Consider the following 21,150-nt stretch of genomic DNA (forward strand, 5'->3'; position numbering starts at 1 on the left):
TTTTAAAATTTGCTTATTTTTAGCATTAAAATTTTAATTTTACTTTTTAAAATTTCCATTTTATGCTAATGCTGAAATTTTAATTCTAAGCCAAAATCCCATAAATTTCGCTATTTTAAAATTTTAAAATTTACAAAAAATTCGCCGAGTGTAGCATAGTTTTGGTTTAGTTAAGGTTAATTTATAAAATTTATGGATATTTTAAGGATAAATAAAACTATATCTTGCTTTTTTCTTTAAAAACTAAATAAACACCATAGCGTTAAACTGCTACGAGCAAGGCGGGTTAAATCCTTTAATGCTTTTTATAATTGACCGTATTGTTATAAAAACTCTTAAAATTATCTAGCTTTACGGCTTGTAATGTGGCTTCAACACAAAAATCTTAAAGCCTTGCAATAACGATATATAGGGGATTTAAGCAGTGGTGCCCCGGGTCGGACTCGAACCGACACATGGTTGCCCATACTAGATTTTGAGTCTAGCGCGTCTACCAGTTTCACCACCGAGGCAAAAGGGCGTAATTATACTACAAAATTATTAAAATTTACTTATTAAAATTTGGTCTTTATCTTAAATATTTATTTACGCAAATCTAAACCCAGTTTTTAGCGCGCATTTTAAAGCATTATTGATAATAAATTTTAATTAAAGCCCAAGCCAAAATCATCACAAAAGCTCTTTTGGCAAGTCAAAAAACTCTCCAAAATCCTTACTTAATGCTGCGCGAAAATCATAGCTAAAAGGTGGCTCATCGCTATTTTCTAGTTTTGTTTGATAAGCGTGTAAATAAATGCGCTTGGCTTTTGATTTGGCATATTTGCCCTCGCCCAAAATCCCAAAGCCAAAATGGGCTAAATGCACGCGTATTTGGTGCGTGCGCCCTGTTTGGATACTGATTTTTACCAAAGATTTTTTGCCCTCACACATAAAGGGTTCAACTAGCGTGATGGCTTCTTTGCCATTTTTTAAATCAACCTTGCTAAATGCCCCAGATGCTGTTTTGGTGGTGCTAAGAGGCAGTTCAATCCTTAAAGGCTCGACAAACAAACCATTTACAATGGCAAAATAAATTTTTTGCACTTTTTTTTGCCTATATTCAGCTATGGCGCGCTCTTTAAAAAGCGCATTTTTAGCTAGCAAAAGCACCCCGCTAGAATCTTTATCTAACCTATTTAAAAGGCTGATATTTTCGTGCTTATTAGCGTATTGCTGGGCGATTTTTTCGCTTGTTAAGAAAGCTGGCTTATTAATAGCTAGCACATTTTCATCTTCAAAAATCACGCTAGGGCTAGCAATTTTTAAAATTTTAAAATTTGTTTTTTCGCTTATTTGCGCCCTTGCAAAGACGATTTTTTCGCCCTTTGCGCTTACTAATCCTGCATCGATTAGCTCTTTTGCTTGCTTGTTTGAAATGTTTTCTTGTAAGGCTAATAATTTATAGGCTTTTTCCATTTTTATCCTTATTGTAATTCTTGAATAAGCTCGTTAAAATCACATTTGTGAAGGATTTTTGAGCGCAAATTTTGATGTATGAAATTATCAATATCGCCGTATGTTGATATGATTATGCCATCAACTTCTTTATAAAGCGTTTGTTGATTAAAATAATATTTACCGCTAATTATCCCGCATTCAAACTGCGCGCATTCAAGCGGATTATGCCCGCCAATGCCCTTTTCAAACGAGCCACAAAGCACGACTATATCGCTAATTGCGTAAATATTTATCAGCTCGCCAAGAGCATCAATTACTATCACATCGCTTTTAAACCCCAAATTATCGCTAAATTTTTCAAAGCTTAAATTTTGATTTTTAGCATACAAGCTAGCCAAATCGCAAACTTTTTTAAATCTTTGCGGATGGCGCGGGACAATAAAAAGCCTTTCATTTTGGGCTAGATTTAGTGCTTTTAAAATTTGCGCTTCTTCGTTTTCGTGGCTGCTTGCTATGCAAATATTTAGCTTTTTGGTTTTTTCATAATTTTTGCTTGGTTTTGCTAGCACGGCTGATTTTACATTGCCTATTACTTTGGTATTTCGTGCGCCAAGGCTTTTTAGGCGTTTTTCATCATCGCTACTTTGAGCTAGCACAAGATCTACAAAATTAAATAATTCCTTATAATAAAACCTAAATTTTAAATAATTCTTATACGAATTAGTGCTAATCCTAGCGTTTAATAAAATTGTTTTTGCGCCGTGTATTTTGGCGTATTTAAAAAGATTTAGCCATAATTCAGCCTCAAAAACCACTAAAATTTCACATTTTTTCAGCTTAAATCCAAGCATCCATTCAAAGGGCAAAAAGCTTACATTTTGGCAAAATGAGCGCGCTTTTTTGTATCCTGTGGGTGTTATTGTAGTGATTTGACAAGTTACTTGCTTGGCACTTTTTGGGGTATTTAGCTCAAAATACTCTACTATTTTTTCTAGACTAGCCACCTCGCCCAGACTACAAGCGTGAAAATGATATTTACAAGGTTTTAATGGAGGGTTTTTGTAGCCAAAAAAGCGAGCCATTAGGCTATTTTTATCATCGCAACGAAATTTTGGTTTAAAAGAAAATAAAAATAAAAAAGGCGCACAAAGCGCCCAAATAACAAAGCTTAAAGCATTATATAGCAAGTTATTTTTCAACTTTTGCTTTTGTGCTAGCTTTTTTGGTGGTGGTTTTGCTAGTTGATTTTTTAGCTGTGGTTTTTTTGGCTGGTTTTTTAGCTAATGCCTCGCTTACATCATTTACTGGCAATTCACTATATAAAATTCTCCCACAATGCGGGCAGGTCGTTATTTCATCGCTTCTTAAAACGCTAGCAAAAACCTTATCATTTATATGCATAAAACAGCCATAGCACGCTTGCTTACGCATAGGCACAACGGCTGTATTTTTTGCCCATTTGCGGATTTTTTCATAAAAACTAAGCACTTTTTGATTGATATTTGTTAATATTTCATCTTTTGCCTTGTATAAATCGGCTTTATTATTTTCTATTTCTTTTAGGCTAAGTTCTACTTCTTTTTGTATTTCTTTTAGCTGGGTTTGTAGGTTTTGCTTTTGCTCTTTTAGTGTTTTTAAATCGCTTTGTTTTGTAGCAATTAGCGTTTCATTGCGCGTTATATCTTCATTTAGGCTTTCAAGTTGTTCTTTGGTTAGAATTTCTTCGCTTTGGACGGCACTGATTTCTTTTTCTTTTTTTAGGCTTGCTGAACGGCTTGTGATTTTTTTGATTCTTTCGTTATGCTCGGCTATTTGGCGGTTTGTATCACTTATTAAATTAGTGATTTTAACAATAGCATCTTCAAAATCATCAATTTGCTTATCAAGCTTATCTATTTCATCTTTTTTGGCAAATAGTTTGGCGTTAATCTTTTGAATTTGTGGATTATACTCATCAATTTGCTTGTCTATGGCTGAAATTTCTACTAATTGCCTTAGATTTTCATTCATTTGTTGTCCTTATTTATAAGTAAATGGATTTAGAGAATTTGCGATTGTAGCAAAAATATTATGTTTTTTCAAGGCTTTTTCTAAGGCAATGTTAAAGTATTTTTCGCTAGCAAAATGCTCGATATCAATTAAACTAAGCCCATTTGCGTAGCATTCAAAAGCCGTGTGGTATTTTAAATCACCCGTTAAAAAACAATCTGCTTTGAAAGTGTTTATCAAATCCGCCCCGCTACCAGTACAAAATGCCACCTTTTTAATAAAATCACTACTTTTAACCACTCGCAAATGTTCAATTTCTAATCTTTTTTTAACAAAATCCGCAAACTCATCAAAATTTTGATTTATGCTAAAAGTGCAAATAAACTCTTTTTTTTCATATTCGTTTATATTTAACACTTCTTTTAAAACATAGTCATTTAGTATGTGCTTATCAAAATTTGTATGCATAGCAATTAAGGCGCAATTTTTCTGTAAAAGCTCGCTAATTATATTGCTTGGATAACTAGCACAATCCAAACTTTTAAGCCCTTTAAAAATCAAAGGATGATGAACTATAAATAACGAATTTTTCGTAGCTTTTCTAGCCAAATCAAAATCCACATCCAAGGCTAAAATTATATTTTCAAACTCAATTTCTTGTTTAGCCTTTTGATTTGGGTTTATTAAAATCCCGCTATTATCCCATGGCTCACAATCCATAAAAGGCGCAATATCATCTAAAATAGTATATATTTGATTTATTTTCAAAATTTACCTTCAAATTTTAATTTTAATTAAAATTTATAAAGCCAAAATATTAAAATTTAGCCTTAAATTTTAATTTAAGCTAGCATATGCTTGCGCGCAACCCTTTGCTAATTCTCTAATTTGTAAAATATAATCTTGCCTTTGTGTAGCGCTTATTGCGCCTCTTGCGTCCAAAACATTAAAAGTATGCGCTGCGAGCATACAATAATCATACGCTGGCAAAGCTAAACAATGCTCTAAAACCGCCTTACATTCTTTTTTGGCATTCTCAAACTGAGTAAAAAGCATATCCACATCTGCTAGCTCAAAATTATACTTACTAAACTCATATTCGCTTTGCTTATGCACATCGCCATAAGTTACGATATTGCCGTTATTATCATCCCAAATGATATCATAGACATTATTTTTATCTTGTAAATACATACAAAGACGCTCGGTGCCATAAGTGATTTCTGCGCTAATTAAATCACAAGTTATTCCACCTACTTGCTGAAAATATGTAAATTGCGTAACCTCCATACCATCAAGCCAAACCTCCCAGCCTAACCCCCACGCGCCAAGAGTTGGGCTTTCCCAGTTATCTTCAACGAAACGAATATCGTGCTTTTTAAGATCAAGCCCTAAGCGTTCAAGCGAGCGTAAATATAGCTCTTGGATATTATCAGGGCTTGGTTTCATTATCACTTGAAATTGATAATACGCGCCCAAGCGGTTAGGATTATCGCCATATCTGCCATCAGTTGGACGGCGACTAGGCGCTACATAAGCGACATTCCACGGCTTTTTACCAAGCGAGCGCAAAAATGTAGCTTGATGATAAGTGCCAGCACCAGCTGGCATATCATAAGGCTGAACAATAATGCAACCTTGCTCATGCCAATAATTTTGTAATTCTAAAATTAGCTTTGAAAATGTAATCATTTATATCCTTTTAGCTTTCTTTAAGTAATTTTTGCGCCATAATTTGCACTTTATCTTGATCGCTGCCCTTTTTAATAGTGCGAAAAATTCTATTCATATAATTCTCAAAAAATTCTTGGCTGTTTGTGGATTTTTGCTCTTTGGTTTTACTAACTGGCTTGTATTCGCCGTTATTTCCTAGCTCAAAGGCTAATTCATTATCCATAAGTTGCATTCTTAAAATTTCACCTAGTTTTTCTTGCAAACTCTCATCATAAATTGGCGTCATTAGCTCTAATCTGCGCTCTAAATTTCGTGGCATCCAATCAGCCGAGCTAATATAAAATTTAGGCTTAGCATGCGCAAAATATAAAATTCTAGCATGCTCTAAATACTTGCCTATAATGCTTCTAACCCTGATATTTTCGCTTTTATTTGGCACTCCCACACGCAAGCAACAAATCCCACGCACAATTAAATCAATTTGCACCCCAGCAGCACTTGCCTTGCTTAATTCATTTATCATATCATTATCTACCAAAGCATTTAATTTGGCTATTATGCGCCCATTTTTGCCATGTTTAGCCTCAGCTCTAATTTTATCAATTATGCGCTCTTTAATTTGCATAGGCGACATTGAAAGTTCATCGAGCTTGCGGTGCTTTGAAAAGCCTGAGAGAATGTGAAAAAAGCTAGTTGTATCGCGCGCAAAAGCATCTTTACAAGTAAAATAACTAATATCTGTGTAAATTTTAGCCGTGCTACCATTATAATTACCAGTGGCAAGATGCGAATAAAAGCGTAATTTGCCATTTTCTGTGCGAATTACTTGGCTAAGCTTTGCGTGCACCTTAAAGCCAGCTATGCCATAAATCACATGCGCGCCAGCATCTTCAAGGGCTTTTGCCCAGTGGAGATTGTTTTCTTCATCAAATCTTGCTTTAAGCTCTACCATCGCCGTTACTTGCTTGCCATCATTTGCAGCATCGATTAAAGCCTTTATGATATTTGAGTTTTTCTCCACTCTGTATAAAGTCATACGAATTGAAACTACTTTTGGGTCTTTGCTTGCTTCTTTTATAAACTGCTCTACTGGATCAAAACTTTCATAAGGATGAAATAACAACACATCGCCCTTTGCGATAGTATCAAAAATGCTTACATTGCTGTCAAAGGGGGGTAAGGTCTTTGGAGTATATGGAGGGAGCAAAAGGTGTGAGAAATTCTTATCTCCAATGATTTGCCAGAGCGCACCAAGCGTTAGTGGTATTTCGCATTCATAAATATCTTTATAAAAAATTTTCATATGCGAGTTTAGAAAATTTAATAATTCTTTATCTTTATTTTTTTCTATTTGCAAGCGCACCAAAGCACCTTTACGGCGTGATTTTAACCCCTGCTCTAAAATAAGCATAAAATCATCTGCTTCTTCTTCTTCAATTACCATATCAGCATTGCGCGTAACGCGAAACGCACAACTTGATAGCAGTTTATAACCCGGAAAAATGGATTCAATATGATTTCTAACTATGCTTTCAATCGGCACATAAACCCCATCATTACAAGCATAAAATCTAGGCAAAACACGACTAATTCGCACCATACCAAATTTTATTATCTCAGGATGCTCAGCATCTGCTAGCTTAACAGCTATGCCAAAGCTTAAATTATTTAAATGCGGGAATGGATGCGTAGAATCCACCGCAATAGGCACGATCACAGGCCAAATATAACTAATAAAATATTCATCAGCATTTGCTTTAATATTTGCATCCAAATCTTCATAATTTGTAATATGCAGCCCTGCTTTGCTAAGCTCAAGTACAGCGTCATTGTAATGCTTGCTAAGCGTTATTTGCTCGGCGTTTATATAATTTCTAATTTCGCGCAGTTGATCAAGCGGGGTCATTTTATCATCACCACTTACTACAACCCCAGCAGCAAATAAGCTTTTAAGCCCTGCTACTCGTATCATATAAAACTCATCTAAATTTGTGCTATAAATTGCGATAAATTTTAATTTTTCAAGTGGGGGGAGATTTTTATCGCACTGGGCTAAAACACGACTATTAAACCTAAGCCACGAAAGTTCTCTATTTAAGTAAATTTCATCATTTGCCATAGCTTATCCTTAAATTTTAATAAACTCACATTATATCTAAAATATAAAAATGATAATGCTTAAAAAAAGCTGAATTTAAAATTTCAAAAAATAAAATTTATAAAATTTGCCTTGTATTTTGCTTTAAATTTTAAAATTTCATTCATATCTTTTTGCTAAAAATTCCGCCACTTGCGCCTTGCTTACATTTTCATTTTCTACTAAATAATCTCTCAAAGCAAAAAGCGGATCTTTAATATTTTTAACCAAATCCTCGCTTTCTTTTAAGCAAGTGGTTAAAATTTCATCTATATCTTGCTCTCTTGGCAAGATATTTTGCCCCATCGCATACGTGCTAACGGCGTTTTGGGCTAATTCTCTAGCCATTGCTAAATCCGCGGCGCAATTTGTATAAAACTCATTTTGATAAACTCTCATCGCCGCCATACCAGCTAAATAAACCTTAATCTTTGCCATTAGCGCAGTTTTGCTCTCTAAAAAACTATCACTTTGAATAAATCTATCTTCAAGCAAGCTAATTTTATCAAACTCCACACTAAACCACTCAGCTATCAAAGCCTTTGCGGCTTTATAAAGTGCTTGGATTTGCTTTTCATTAGAACTTAGGGTGTAAATTTTGCGCTTGCCGTGTAAAACCTTTAAAAAAACCGCCTTAAAATCATCATTTGTGATTTGTTTTTGTTTATTTCTTAAAGCATTAATAGCTGCTTCATTTACTAGCGTGGCCAAAGCTGCTCCGCTAAATCCGGTTGTATGCCTAGCAATAGCGTTTATATCGGCATTATGGCTTTTTTTATCTAAATAAGTGTGTAAGATCGCAATTCTATCTTGTAAATCTGGCAAAGCTAGATAAATGCGCCTATCAAAACGCCCTGAGCGTAAAAGTGCCTCATCTATCATTTCTATTTTATTTGTAGCCGCGATTACAATCACGCCACTATTATCATTAAAGCCGTCCATTTCGGTTAAAAGCTGATTGAGCGTAGCCTCTCGTTCATCATTGCGTCCGCCGCCTCTTGCCTTGCCAACAGCGTCAATTTCATCTATAAAAATTATGCTAGGGGCATAGGTTTTTGCCTTAGAAAACAGCTCGCGCACTCTTTTTGCGCCCATACCTACATAAATTTGGACAAAACTTGCCCCGCTTTGATAAAAAAATGGCACATTTGCCTCGCCTGCAACTGCTTTTGCCACTAGCGTTTTGCCAACGCCTGGCGGGCCAATCATCAACACTCCACGAGGCAATTTCACGCCAAAATCCTTATATTTTCGCGGATTTTTTAAAAAATCAACTATCTCCATAAGCTCAAATTTTACATCATCAATCCCAGCAACATCATCAAAAGCCACATTAGATATTGTAGGCGTTATCTCAGAGCCAAGTACCATAGCATTTAGCTCAGCGCTTGTTTTTAATTTTTCTTTTTTGCGTCCTTTATAAATTACAAAACCCACAACAAGCCCGCAAATTAACCCCAAAAGCACTAAATCCGTGCCAAAATCGCTTTTAATGCCAATAGGCACGGCTCTTGCAAGCTCTTTTATATCCACACTAGCACTAAGCAAAAAATAATTTTTGCCATCGGCTCTAATTATTATGCGCTCATTATCAAGCTCAGCCTTGCTGATTTGTCCTTTTTGTAAAAAAGTTTCGTATTCTTTTAGGCTTATATTTTGGGGCATAGAGCGAATAGCCACGCTTATAAGCATAGCACAAAGGATTAATATTAAAGCTATGATTATGTATTTTTTATTGATATTAGAGCTTTGCCACATTGTTTGAAAATTCGACTTCATATTCACTTATCTCCACCCATTTTTTACTTAAATTTTGATTTGATTTGATTTTAATTTTATTATAGAATTGATCAAAACCGCTGTAATAGCCATCATTATCTAGCTTTTCACATAATACTTGTAATTTTGGCTTTTTGCTTCTAAACTTAAAATTATTTAAATCACTAATATTTTTTAAAATTTTCAACCTTTCTTTTGCGATTTTTCCATTAATTTTAGGGCTATTTTCTAGCATTAGGGCTGATCTTGTGCCTTCGCGCGGGCTAAAAATAAAGCCGTGTAAATGCGTAATAGGCAATTTTTTAAAATTACTCACAGCTTCGTCAAAAATCTCATCACTCTCACCAGGATGAGCCACAATATAATCTGTGCCCAAAGCAAAGCCAAGCTCACTTAATTCATAAAATAATTCTTTATCGCGCCAGGCTTTATTTGCGCGGCGCATTAAGCTTAGCATTGTTTGGCTTGTGTGTTGTAAGGCTATGTGTAAATGCCGCTCCAACCAGCTTTCGTTTAAAATTTCTTTAAATTCTTTATCTATTTGGCTAGGTTCAAGTGAGCCAAGGCGTACTCTTTTTAATCCATTTATAGTGCTTATTTTTTTAAGTAATTTTGCTAGGCTTGAATTATTATCTTTGCCGTAACTGCCGATATTTGTGCCTGTTAGCACAAGCTCGCTAAAACCATTTTGGATTAAAATTTGTGCTTGGTTTAAGATTAAGCGTTCATCTAAGCTTCTTGCCTTGCCTCTTACGCTTGGAATTATGCAATATGAGCAAGAAAAATCACAGCCTTCTTGAATTTTAATAAAACCCTTTGAATGTCGCTCAAAGCCTTTTATTATTTCATTTTCTTTATAATCTAACTCTCCAAGTTCAAAAAATTTTTCATTTTTTAAAAAATCATTTATTTTATGCTTATAACTAGCTCCAAATACGCCTGAAATTTTATTGTGATTTAATAATTTTGCCCCTTGCGAGCTTGCCCCACAACCTGTTAAAATCACCTTTTTATTTAAGGCATTTAAGCGGTTTATGTAGTTTCTTACATCGCTATCAGCGCCATTTGTAACCGTGCAAGAATTAACCACAATAATATCAGCACTATTTTCATCATCTACTAAAATATTAGCTTTTGTGATATAGCTTTTAAGTAGCTCGCTATCATAAATATTAGTTCGACATCCAAAAGTTTTAATAAATATTTTCATAAATAAATCCTAAACAAACTCATCAACGCGCTTATTTTTACCCAAAAATAAATCTTGTTTTGGATAGGTGATTTGAATATCTGGCTCTTTATTTATGGCTTCGATTATCTCAGCACTTATCGTGCTTCTAAGTCCTAGCGTGGCGTATGAGTTTGTTTGATACCACACACTAATATTTATGCCATAAGGCTCAAAAAAGGTAAAAATTCTAGGCTCTACATTTGTATTTTTTATGCTGTATTGTTCTCTTAGTTTATTCATTTTGGTTTTTGCTATATCTGTGTAGCCTTTTGAGTATTGTCTTGCGATATTTTTAATTATATACACAGCCTTTTTATGATTGCTATCAAAGCTTATCATTACATCAATGCCGTCCCACACCGTTTTCATACCGCCGTGAGTGTAGTTTGCGATGGTTTGAGTAAAAATATAATTATTTGGCACAAAAATTATGCGCCCGCTGCGGCGATTTTGCTTATAAGTAGTAAGCGTAATATCTTCATATAAAGTAATTCTAAGCAAGCTTATATCTATAATATCGCCTACTATATCGCTATTTTCAAAGCGCACCCTAACTCTATCGCCCACATGAAAACTCCCACCAGCAATAATCACGCTCCAACCAAGCAAGCTCATAAACATATCTTTCATCGCTATGGCTAAACCAGCCGATGCAAAACCTAAAATAGTAATTAAATAATCCACATTTTCAATATAAGCAAAAAGCAAAATAAGAATGATTATTACAGAGCCGGTGATATTTATGAATTTATTTATGGTGTAGAATTTTTGGTTATCGCTTAAATAGCGTTTAATAATAATTTTTAGCACCAAGCCTATTAAAAATATAATTAGCACAGCGCCAAAAATACTAATGCTTTGCTTAATTTGCGCTCTTAGGGCTTGATTTATAGCAGTTATAGCATCATCGATGTTTTTTGTGTGAATGTTGTGAGTGGTTATGGCTACATCTTGAGCTATTTCAAAATCATTTATTTGAGTATTTAGGCTATTTTTTAAAGAATATAAGGCTATTTCATCGTTTTCATTTAAAATTTTAAAATTTTCTTTTTCATAAAATTTTTCTAAAAGTTCTTTTTTATCTCTAAGTGCGCTAAGTGCGCTTTTTAGCTCGCTCAAACGCCAAGAATTTTCATCTTTTAAGGCTTTTAGATGTTTTAGATATGAAAATCCGCTTATTAGAGCAAGGGGATTTGTGATTTTTGGTGCTTCTTCGATATTGCCAAAGGCTAATAAATCGCTAAATGGCGAGCTTTCAAACTCTCTAAGGGCTTGGAGCTGGCTTTTTAGGCTTGCGATTTTGCGTTCTAATTCTATTGTGCTAGTTTCTTTTTTGCTTTTTTCTAATTCATCTTGTGCTGATTTTAGCTTGTTTTGTAAGCTTTGATAGGTGCCATAATTTGCATATCTTGCTATCCAAATGTTATTTTTTATACTTCTATCAATTTTGGCTAATTTTTCTTTTAAATTATTAAGGCTTTTTGTGCTTGTGTTTAGGCTTGCGTTTATATCATCATTTAGGCTTTGATTTAAATCGCTAGCACTTAAAACTAAAGCTAAAAATAAAGCTAAGATAATTTTCATTTTAAACCTTGTAACACATCTAAAACCACGCTTTTATCGATATCATCGCGTAGGCAATAAGAGCCGATTTTACCATTTGGCAAGATAAACTTAATTTTATTATTTGCGCTTTTTTTATCTAAATAAAAAGCATTATAAAAGGCGTTGGCATCTTTTATTTTATAATTTAACGCTAAATTAAAGCGCGCTAAGCAAGCTTTTATTTTATTTGCATCATCTAAGCTTAAAAGATTAAGCCTAAGGGCTAATTCATTTGCCATAATTATGCCCATACCAACGGCCTCGCCGTGTAAAAATTCGCCATAACCACTTTGCCTTTCAATCACATGAGCAAAAGTATGCCCATAATTTAACACCGCACGCACTCCATTTTCTTTTTCATCTTGTGCTACCACGCTAGCTTTTAATCTCACGCATTTATTGATTATTTCATCATAAAATCCAGCCAAATCGCCACTTAAATCAAAATTTACAAGATAATCAAAAAAATCCTTATCAAACATCACCGCCATTTTAATCACCTCAGCCATTCCAGCTCTTAACTCACGGCTTGGCAAGGTCGCTAAAAACGCGCTATCACAATACACCGCCCTTGGCTGATAAAAGCTACCAATTAAATTTTTACCAAAGGCGTTATTTACTCCGGTTTTACCGCCCACGCTAGCATCCACGCAAGCTAGCAAGGTAGTTGGGATATTGATAAAATCAATCCCGCGCTCATAAATACTAGCCGCAAACCCGCCCATATCGCTAATCACACCGCCACCTAGCGCAATTAGCGTGCTTTTGCGATCCAAATACGAACAAAACATCTGCTCTAAAATTTGCTCTATTGTTTTAAGATTTTTATAAGCTTCACCATCTGGGACACTAATTATGCTAATTTGTGGTGCTTTTATGCGCTCTAAAAGAGTTTTTAAATGCAAACCAGCCACTTTTTGATTGCTCAATATAGCAACTTTTGATCCAAACTCTAAGTTTTTTAAATCGCCAATAAACACACTATATGAATTATCTTTTAAGTTAATTTTAATCTCTTGCATTTTTATCCTTTAAGGGCGCGATTTTAGCAAATTGCGCGATTTTAGCAAATTTTATAAAATAATAAATTTAAAATTTAGCATTTAAACGGCTAATTTTATAAATTTTAAAATTTTATCTTTAAAAATAATATTTTATAAAATTTCAAGCACAAATTTTAATTATTTTTAAGCACGCTTTGGCACAAATTTTAATTATTTTTAAGCATAAATTTTAATTATTTTTTGGCGCAAATTTTATTTTAAACCCCGCTTACATCATATAATCTTTTGCGCTCACTTGATCCTGCGATATTTAAAATTTTACGATATTTGGTGATGGTTCTACGCACAAGTTCCACGCCAAAACGCTCTTTAATTTTGCCTAAAATAGCCTCATCGCTTAGGGGTTTTTTATGATCTTCGTGTTTGATTAGCTCTTTTATAAACTCGCGCAAAGCAGCATTTGAAATTTCATCTGCGCCCGCTTCTGTGGCAAAAAAACTCTTCAACGCCACAGTGCCGCGCGGCCCAAGCAAATATTTATTAGCAATCGCCCTTGAAATCGTGCTTGGATTGCGCCCTAAATCGCTTGCTATATCTTTTAGACGCATCGGGCGAATCGCACCGCCAAAAAAATATTCATATTGATATTCTATTATCATCAAACCTATTTTATAAAGCGTGGATTTTCTCATTTCAAGCGCATCTATTAGATCTTTTGCTTGGCGCACATAAGTGGCTACAAAGTCCATTTTTTCATCTAAACCTTCGGTATCGATTGTGATTTGTGGATAAAAATCATCGCTAATTTGTATGTTTATTACTCCATCTTGCACGCTTACAAAAAGATCAGGCGCAATGGCATTATCAGCACTCATAAAATCCATCGCCGGCGGATTTTTAAGGCGGCGAATTAAAGCAATCGCACCATCATAACCGCTAGATTTTGTATATTTACTAAGATTTTCAAAATCCAAAATTATCTGCCTTGCAAGAGCGTAAGCATCGAGGTTAAAATTTTCATCATTTGTGGATATTTCATTCTCGCAAAGCTCATCAAGCTGCCACAAAAAGCTTTGTTTATAATCTTTTGCCCCAACGCCAACAGGCTCTAAATAACGAAATTTTAAACGCACATTTTCAATCTCATCTAGGCTAAATGGGCCAAGAATTTTTTCATCATACTCAAAATACCCTTCATCGCTAACGCACTCTATAATGGCATTTGCTATATCTTGCTCTTTACCTTTTTTAAATAAGGGCGCGTTTATTTGGGCAAATAAACTCTCATAAAGGCTAGGTTCATAAATCCTAGCATCGCTATAATCTTTATAGCTATTAAAATCTTCTGGCATTTTTTGCTCGCAAGTAGCAAAGGGATTATCATCTAAAAGCTCATTTATGCGCTCTCTAAGCTCAGCACTTGAAATTTGTAAAAGTGGCAGCCACGAACGAAGGGTTTGGTTTAGCCTGCCTTTTTGGTTTTGTTTTTGCGTTAGAGCCATTTTAAACCTTAAAATAATCTAAAATCACTACCTAAATAATGCTCGCGAACTTCTTTATTATTAGTTAAATGCTCGCTAGCACCGCACGCTAATAACGAACCATCTTTAATAACATAAGCGCGCTCACAAATCGATAAGGTTTCACGCACATTATGATCTGTGATTAAAATGCCGATATTTAATGCTTTTAGCTCTTTTATAATGCTCATTATATCAGACACAGCTATGGGATCAACGCCAGCAAAAGGCTCATCAAGCAATAAAAATTTTGGTGTAATAATCAACGAACGAGCAATCTCGCACCGTCTGCGCTCGCCACCACTCAAACTCAAACCCTTTCTAGCTCGAATAGGTTCGATATTTAATAAATTTAGCATTTCATTTACTTTTTGTTGTATTGTTTTTTTATCCTTATAAATAATGCCCGCAGCTAATTTTAGGTTTTCTTCTACGCTTAAATCCTTAAAAACACTGCTTTCTTGGGGCAAATATCCTATACCAAGCCTTGCGCGTTTATGTAATGGCAAGCGCGTGATATCAGCTCCATTTAGTAAAATGCGCCCCTTTGTCGGCGCAATAAGCCCGCAAATCATATAAAAAGTAGTCGTTTTGCCAGCGCCATTTGGCCCTAAAAGCCCCACTACTTCGCCACTGCTGATTTGTAATGAAATATCATTTATAATTTTTGTTTTTTTAATAATTTTTTCTAAATTTTGAATTTCTAAACTATGCAATTTTATTCCTTTGGCGTGTTTGCCTTTTTATTTGCGTTTTTTAGGCTTAATTTAGTGCTTTTTAATTTAATTTAGCGTTTTTCTATCTCATAATGGCGCGCATTTTTTTTCAAGCTAATTTTTACCACGCACACGCTTATTTCGTATTTTAAAAGCCTTTTTATGAGCTTTTCATCGCCCCACTCTACCAAATGCAGCCCATCTTCAAAAAAATTTTCAAACAAACCATTTAGCATAATCTCATCACAATCTATCCTATACAAATCATAATGATACAAATCGCCATAATCTTGCATTAAAGCAAAAGTTGGCGAGCTAAGATTTTCATTTTTGCCCAAAAACTGCGCTATTTTTTTACAAAGCGTGGTTTTACCGCTAGCTAAATCGCCTTGTAAAATTATCACTCCATTTAATGGCAATTCTTTAATCAGCTCATTAAGCTCATTTTCATTTAATATAAATTGTTTTTTCATTTATTTGCTTTAAATTTTAAATTTCTTTAAATTTTAATGATTTTATTTGCTTAAAATACTAGCAATGGCGCGTAAATTTTATACTGCGCCACATTAGCCACAAAATCACTATTTTATAAAAGCCATTAAAATAATTAAAATTTTATTTTGCTTAGAAATTTTAATAATCCAAACCAGGCTTATAATTGTTTGATATATTCATTTACTGCGCTTTTTGCTATGGTTTTAGTAGTTGGGATTGCCAAAACCTGATATTTTGCCTCGCGCACCAAAAACTTTATACTAATAACATCGCCGATTTTTACATCTTTTGATGGTTTTGCCACTATGCCATTTATGCTAACTACGCCACTTTTGCACATATCCTCGCTAATTGCACGGCGCTTTGTGATATTTACTATGTTTAAAAATTTATCTACACGCATAAGGCATTTTAGCGTAAAAAAAATTTAAAGTAAATAAAATTTGGAATAAATTTTGCTTATATTTTTGCTATTTTTAAAATTTTAAAAGAATTTGGGATTATAAAATAAAAAAAGCCCTGAAAATTCAGGGCTAAACCAAAAAAATTATTTCTTTTTCTTAGTTTTTGTGCCAGCGATTAAATCTTTGAAATTTTTGCCGACTTTAAATTTTACAGCATTTTTAGCTGGAACTTTTATCTCTTTGCCACTTCTTGGCACGCGAGCTGTGCGAGCTGCACGCTCAGTTACACTAAAAGTACCAAAACCAACGAAAGTTACGCTCTCGCCTTTTTTTAGTGTTTCTTCTATGCTTTCAATGATAGCATCAAGAGCTTTTTCGCTGTCTTTTTTGGTTAGATCAGCTTTTGAAGCAACTAAACTGACAAATTCTGCTTTTGTCATAGTAAATCCTTTATATTGGAGTGTGAGGCGCATTTTACTGAGTTTTTTAATAAAAAGCAAGAAAAAAGCGCGAATTTTTCGTAAATTTTAATAAATTTTATATATTTTATGGGCTTTTGTGGTTATTTTTTGATATTTTCTAGCACAAAATCAATAATTTTGCTAGCTCCACCGCTTGAAATTTGCCCTTGTAACCCTTTTGAAATTTGCTCTAAGTTCATATTTTTTATAATATCTAGCATAAGTTTTGCATCAATTTCATTTTGTCTTTTAAGCACGCAAAGTCCTAAATCGCTTAGAAATTTTGCGTTGTGGTATTGATGATCGCTAGCTGCGTGAGCATAAGGGATAAACACGCAAGGCAGGGCATTTGCGCTTAATTCCCATAAACTACTAGCCCCTGCTCTACTTACGCAAATATCAGCCTTATTCATCAATCTTGGCATATCCTTGCTAAAAGCAAAAACATCAGCTTGAATGCCTAATTTTTCATAATTTTTGCAAATTTGCCCAAACTCTTTTTCTCCGCTTTGGTGGCTTATTTTAATGCCCATTTCATTCAAAGATGGGGCTAGGTTTAAGGCAAGGGAATTTATAAAGCTAGCCCCTTGCGAACCGCCTAAAAATAAAATTTGCTTTAATTCTTTCCTAATTCTTGCGCCCTCAAAAAATTTTTTATCTATTGGATAATCGTATTTTGGCTCAAAATATGAGCTAAAAAATCCCTTAGCAAAGGGCTTTAAAAGCGCATTTAAACGCCCTATTATTGCGTTTTGCTCGTGTAAAAATAAAGGCTTAGCAAATAGCACGCCAGCCATACTTGCGCTAGCACTTGAATACCCGCCCACGCTAATTACAGCGCAAATTTCATCTTTTTTAAAAATCGCGTGGCATTGCTTAATTAGCTTTAATATATTTAATAATGATAAAAATTTTTTAAGCCCCTTTTTATCAACCACACCAGAACTTGGCAAAAAATAAGTTTTACTAAAAAGCTCTGAGTTTTCAAACCACGCTCTATCTTGCCCTTTTTGCGAACCTATAAAAATACATTTTATGCCACGCGAGTTTAGCTCGGTTGCAAGAGTTTTTGCAATCGCTAAATGCCCGCCCGTTCCACCACCTGTAATACAAATCATAATAACTTGCCTTTAATTAAAATTTACGATAAATTAGCTTTTTTGCTTACCATAAGCACCATACCAATACCAAAACTAAGCGCAAGTAGCGAACTACCACCATAGCTTAAAAACGGCACCGCTATGCCTTTAACTGGCGTGATAGAAGTTACCCCATAAGCATTCATTAAAAACGCCACAGACATCACAGTAGCCACACCTAGACAAAATAAATGATACACATTATTTTCACTTCTTGAACTAATTTTTAAAATTCTAAAAATCACCCATATTAGCGCACAAGTTAAAAATAAAATCCCCACAAAGCCTATTTCTTCTGACATACCAGAAAGCACAAAATCCGTATGCACTTCGCTTAAAAACCCAAGCTTAAAAGTCCCTCCGCCAAGCCCCGTGCCAAAAATCCCGCCATGATACATAGCATTTAGCGAGTGCGTAATTTGATAAGGCTCTTGTGCGTCTGTGAGATACAATAATTTTGCGTATTCAGTAGGCAAAAAAGATAAAATAAAATCTTGATTTGTTACCCACCAGCCCTCCAAACGCCTTATGCGGTGAGGTTGCATGATAATGGCAATGGCTAAAATAGCACTCAAAACCGCGCCAACTAACACAAAAAACCGCTTAGAAGCTCCAGCAAAAGTGCTTAAAATAATCAAAGTAAGAATAAGCAAAAAAATTTGCCCAAAATCTTTTTGTAAAATTAGTATAAAAAATCCAGCAATGCCAAAAAGCGCAAAATACGGTATAAGCAATGTAAATTCTTCTTTAATGCCTCTTTTACTTCTATCTAGCTTGCGATTAAAACTCCAAGACAAAAAAAACACAAAACCAATCTTAAAAAACTCCACAGGCGCTAACGATACAGGCCCAAGCCGTATCCAGCGCCTTGCTCCGCCTGTTAATGGCACAAGAGAACTAGGCAAAATCTCCATTATCGCCATCGCAATAAACGAACCAATAAAAAGCATAAAACCAACAATCTCAAAAGCCGTCAAACCACCTAAAATCTGCTTACTAGCATCAAAACGAGAAAGCAACCAAATAATAAAAATACAAGCCATGCCCACGCAAAATTGCCGTATAAAAAAATGATAAACCGGCACATCAAAATAAAGCGTAGTATAAACACTAAGTGAAAGCGAAAACGCAATCCCAACGGATATTAAAAATGAAGTAGTATAAAAAAGCGATTTATCTACGCCCATTATTTGCCTTATGTTTTAAAATTTTAAAAGGGCAAATTCTAGCATTTTTTACTTTAAATAGCTTAAAATTGCATCTGCGCGCGCTTGAAATTTTAAAATTTAAGCAAATTTTATCTTTAAAGAAATTTTAAAATTTCAAGTCAGTTTGAATAACGCGCAAAAAAATAAAGCAAATTTTAAAATTTTAGTTATAATCTGCGAATGCAAAAACTTTTTACCCTAACTAGCGACTTTAAACTAAGCCAAGATCAAAAAAACGCAGTAGATGGCATTGTAAAGGCCTTTAATGATGGCGCGCAATACGCCACGCTCTTAGGCGTTACTGGCAGCGGCAAAACTTTTAGTATGGCAAATATCATCGCGCGCTTGAATATCCCAACCCTAATAATGACACACAACAAATCCCTTGCAGCTCAGCTTTATAGCGAGTTTAAGGGTTTTTTTAGCAAGGATTATGTGGAATATTTTATAAGCTATTATGATTACTACCAGCCAGAAGCTTACATCCCGCGCCAAGATCTTTTTATAGAAAAAGACAGCTCAATCAACGATGAATTAGAGCGAATGCGCCTAAGTGCTAGTGCGAATTTATTGAGCTTTGATAATGTAATAGTAATAGCCTCAGTATCAGCAAATTACGGCTTAGGCAATCCTGGGGAGTATCAAGGCATGGTGATGTTTTTAGAATTAAACCAAAAAATTAGCCAAAAAGAACTGCTTTTAAAGCTTGTGGATATGGGCTATAAGCGAAATGATGCGTATTTTGACAGGGGCGATTTTCGCGTAAATGGCGATGTGGTTGATATTTATCCAGCTTATTATAATGATAGCGCAATTCGCATAGAGTTTTTTGGTGATGAAATAGAAGCACTTTATAGCTTTGACGCATTAGAAAATAAAAAAATTCAAAATTTTAATAAATTTACCCTTTATGCCACTTCGCAATTCATCGTAAGCCAAAACCGCCTACAATCTGCCATTTTAGGCATTCAAAACGAGCTTAGCGAGCGTTTAAAATTTTACAAAGAAAATAATCGCCTAGTAGAATACCAGCGCCTAAAACAGCGCGTGGAGTTTGATTTAGAAATGCTTAAAACCACCGGTATGACAAAAGGCATAGAAAACTACGCGCGCTATTTAACAGGGCAGATGGCAGGACAAACGCCTTATACAATGTTTGATTATTATGAAATCAAAAATAAAGAATACTTAGTAATAGTCGATGAAAGCCATGTGAGTTTGCCACAATTTCGCGGCATGTATGCAGGCGATAAAAGCCGTAAAGATGTGCTGGTTGAATACGGCTTTCGCTTGCCTAGCGCGCTTGATAATCGCCCATTAAAATTTGACGAGTTTATCAATAAAAAAGCACATTTTCTTTTTGTTTCAGCTACGCCAAATACTTATGAATTAGAGCTTAGCAAGGGTTGTGTTTATGAGCAAATCTTGCGCCCTACTGGCTTATTAGACCCAAAAATCGAAGTAATCCCAAGCGATAATCAAGTAGAAATTTTATACGATAGAGCCAAAAAAAGCATACAAAATGGCGATAAAGTGCTAGTAACCACGCTAACTAAAAAAATGGCACAAGAGCTTTGTAAGTATTATTTAGAACTTGGCATAAAGGTAAAATATATACATTCAGACATCGATGCCATCGAGCGAAACGAGCTAATTCGCGGACTTCGCACGGGAGTTTTTGATATGTTAATAGGCATAAATTTATTGCGCGAAGGGCTGGATTTGCCAGAGGTGGCACTTGTGGCGGTGATGGATGCTGATAAAGAAGGCTTTTTGCGCTCGGCTACGGCGTTAATTCAAACCATGGGACGAGCAGCTAGAAATGAAAACGGCACGGTTTTGCTTTTTGCAAATAAAATTACAAAATCTATGCAAGAAGCCATAGATATTACAACCCACCGCCGCAAAATCCAAGATGAATACAACAAAGCCCACGGCATCACCCCGCGCTCAGTAGCCCGGAAAGTAGAACAAAGCCTTCATCAAGAAAATAACCAAGCCGAATTACTAAATAAAAGCAAAAAACTTGAAAAACTCCCAGCAAACGAGCGCGCCAAAATCATAAAAGAATTAAAAGCGCAAATGCTCCAAGCGGCCAAAAATTTGGAATTTGAAAAGGCTATTGCCCTAAGAGATGAAATAGCAAAACTCCGCGAGATTTAATGCAAAATCATTTACCAGCACTTAAATGTTAAATAACCACCAAAATTTCAATCCAAAACCCTAATAAATTTTATAAAATTTACAAATTTTATGCCGCAAATAATCTATTTATCCTTAAAAATCAATATTTTTATAAAAAAATCAAGCAAAAAATATTAAAATTTGGCGTTTTTATGATATAATTAGGA

At 34.8% G+C, this 21,150-nt stretch carries 18 protein-coding genes and 1 tRNA gene; 1 reads left to right on the plus strand and 18 read right to left on the minus strand.

What is annotated here, in order from left to right:
• Window positions 1-425: 425 nt before the first annotated feature.
• From CINF_RS04325 to CINF_RS04410, 18 genes are all read right to left on the minus strand, one after another.
• A tRNA-Leu gene (locus CINF_RS04325) sits at window positions 426-512 on the minus strand.
• Window positions 513-669: 157 nt separating this feature from the next.
• The gene (locus tag CINF_RS04330) at window positions 670-1,455 is read right to left on the minus strand and encodes an RluA family pseudouridine synthase (RefSeq protein ID WP_179975875.1); all 786 of its coding nucleotides are present in this window, start codon (window positions 1,453-1,455) and stop codon (window positions 670-672) included.
• Window positions 1,456-1,463: 8 nt separating this feature from the next.
• Window positions 1,464-2,636, minus strand: a complete 1,173-nt coding sequence (waaA, locus tag CINF_RS04335; RefSeq protein WP_240156164.1) for a lipid IV(A) 3-deoxy-D-manno-octulosonic acid transferase — start codon at window positions 2,634-2,636, stop codon at window positions 1,464-1,466.
• Complete coding sequence (locus CINF_RS04340) at window positions 2,626-3,447, minus strand: zinc ribbon domain-containing protein (protein WP_179975876.1); 822 nt, start codon at window positions 3,445-3,447, stop codon at window positions 2,626-2,628. The genes waaA and CINF_RS04340 overlap by 11 nt, the downstream gene beginning before the upstream one ends.
• Window positions 3,448-3,456: 9 nt before the next feature.
• The gene (locus tag CINF_RS04345) at window positions 3,457-4,194 is read right to left on the minus strand and encodes a Nif3-like dinuclear metal center hexameric protein (protein WP_179975877.1); all 738 of its coding nucleotides are present in this window, start codon (window positions 4,192-4,194) and stop codon (window positions 3,457-3,459) included.
• A gap of 69 nt (window positions 4,195-4,263) precedes the next feature.
• Window positions 4,264-5,115 (minus strand): glycine--tRNA ligase subunit alpha, encoded by an 852-nt coding sequence (glyQ, locus tag CINF_RS04350; RefSeq protein ID WP_178696543.1) that lies wholly within the window; start codon window positions 5,113-5,115, stop codon window positions 4,264-4,266.
• Window positions 5,116-5,128: 13 nt separating this feature from the next.
• A complete protein-coding gene (locus CINF_RS04355) occupies window positions 5,129-7,219 on the minus strand; it encodes an RNA degradosome polyphosphate kinase (protein ID WP_179975878.1) in 2,091 nt (696 codons plus the stop codon).
• A gap of 138 nt (window positions 7,220-7,357) precedes the next feature.
• Complete coding sequence (locus CINF_RS04360) at window positions 7,358-9,016, minus strand: ATP-dependent metallopeptidase FtsH/Yme1/Tma family protein (protein WP_240156165.1); 1,659 nt, start codon at window positions 9,014-9,016, stop codon at window positions 7,358-7,360.
• Window positions 8,979-10,226, minus strand: a complete 1,248-nt coding sequence (gene mtaB / locus CINF_RS04365; protein ID WP_178696517.1) for a tRNA (N(6)-L-threonylcarbamoyladenosine(37)-C(2))-methylthiotransferase MtaB — start codon at window positions 10,224-10,226, stop codon at window positions 8,979-8,981. The genes CINF_RS04360 and mtaB overlap by 38 nt, the downstream gene beginning before the upstream one ends.
• Window positions 10,227-10,235: 9 nt before the next feature.
• A complete protein-coding gene (locus CINF_RS04370; protein WP_179975879.1) occupies window positions 10,236-11,831 on the minus strand; it encodes a mechanosensitive ion channel domain-containing protein in 1,596 nt (531 codons plus the stop codon).
• The gene (aroB, locus tag CINF_RS04375) at window positions 11,828-12,874 is read right to left on the minus strand and encodes a 3-dehydroquinate synthase (RefSeq protein WP_179975880.1); all 1,047 of its coding nucleotides are present in this window, start codon (window positions 12,872-12,874) and stop codon (window positions 11,828-11,830) included. Before aroB ends, CINF_RS04370 begins: the two co-directional genes overlap by 4 nt.
• A gap of 239 nt (window positions 12,875-13,113) precedes the next feature.
• Window positions 13,114-14,358, minus strand: a complete 1,245-nt coding sequence (locus tag CINF_RS04380) for an RNA polymerase factor sigma-54 (RefSeq protein WP_179975881.1) — start codon at window positions 14,356-14,358, stop codon at window positions 13,114-13,116.
• Between the two features lie 8 nt (window positions 14,359-14,366).
• A complete protein-coding gene (lptB, locus tag CINF_RS04385) occupies window positions 14,367-15,092 on the minus strand; it encodes an LPS export ABC transporter ATP-binding protein (protein WP_178696521.1) in 726 nt (241 codons plus the stop codon).
• A 71-nt stretch (window positions 15,093-15,163) separates the two neighbouring features.
• Window positions 15,164-15,565: a tRNA (adenosine(37)-N6)-threonylcarbamoyltransferase complex ATPase subunit type 1 TsaE gene (gene tsaE, locus CINF_RS04390; RefSeq protein ID WP_179975882.1), complete on the minus strand. Its 402-nt coding sequence runs from the start codon at window positions 15,563-15,565 to the stop codon at window positions 15,164-15,166.
• A gap of 179 nt (window positions 15,566-15,744) precedes the next feature.
• Window positions 15,745-15,990 carry an RNA-binding S4 domain-containing protein gene (locus CINF_RS04395; RefSeq protein ID WP_179975883.1) on the minus strand — a complete coding sequence of 82 codons (246 nt, stop codon included), beginning with the start codon at window positions 15,988-15,990 and terminating at the stop codon, window positions 15,745-15,747.
• A 144-nt stretch (window positions 15,991-16,134) separates the two neighbouring features.
• Window positions 16,135-16,464: an HU family DNA-binding protein gene (locus CINF_RS04400; protein WP_275690516.1), complete on the minus strand. Its 330-nt coding sequence runs from the start codon at window positions 16,462-16,464 to the stop codon at window positions 16,135-16,137.
• Window positions 16,465-16,553: 89 nt separating this feature from the next.
• Entirely contained in the window at window positions 16,554-17,570 is a 1,017-nt protein-coding gene (locus tag CINF_RS04405; protein ID WP_179975884.1) for a UDP-N-acetylglucosamine--N-acetylmuramyl-(pentapeptide) pyrophosphoryl-undecaprenol N-acetylglucosamine transferase, read from the minus strand.
• Between the two features lie 23 nt (window positions 17,571-17,593).
• Window positions 17,594-18,778: an FtsW/RodA/SpoVE family cell cycle protein gene (locus tag CINF_RS04410; protein ID WP_179975885.1), complete on the minus strand. Its 1,185-nt coding sequence runs from the start codon at window positions 18,776-18,778 to the stop codon at window positions 17,594-17,596.
• A 201-nt stretch (window positions 18,779-18,979) separates the two neighbouring features.
• Between CINF_RS04410 and uvrB the strand changes: the two genes are divergently transcribed.
• Entirely contained in the window at window positions 18,980-20,962 is a 1,983-nt protein-coding gene (gene uvrB / locus CINF_RS04415; protein WP_179975886.1) for an excinuclease ABC subunit UvrB, read from the plus strand.
• The last annotated feature ends 188 nt before the right edge of the window (window positions 20,963-21,150 follow it).

It is taken from the genome of Candidatus Campylobacter infans (genome assembly GCF_013416015.1).
In the GTDB taxonomy this organism is placed as follows: Bacteria; Campylobacterota; Campylobacteria; order Campylobacterales; family Campylobacteraceae; genus Campylobacter; species Campylobacter infans.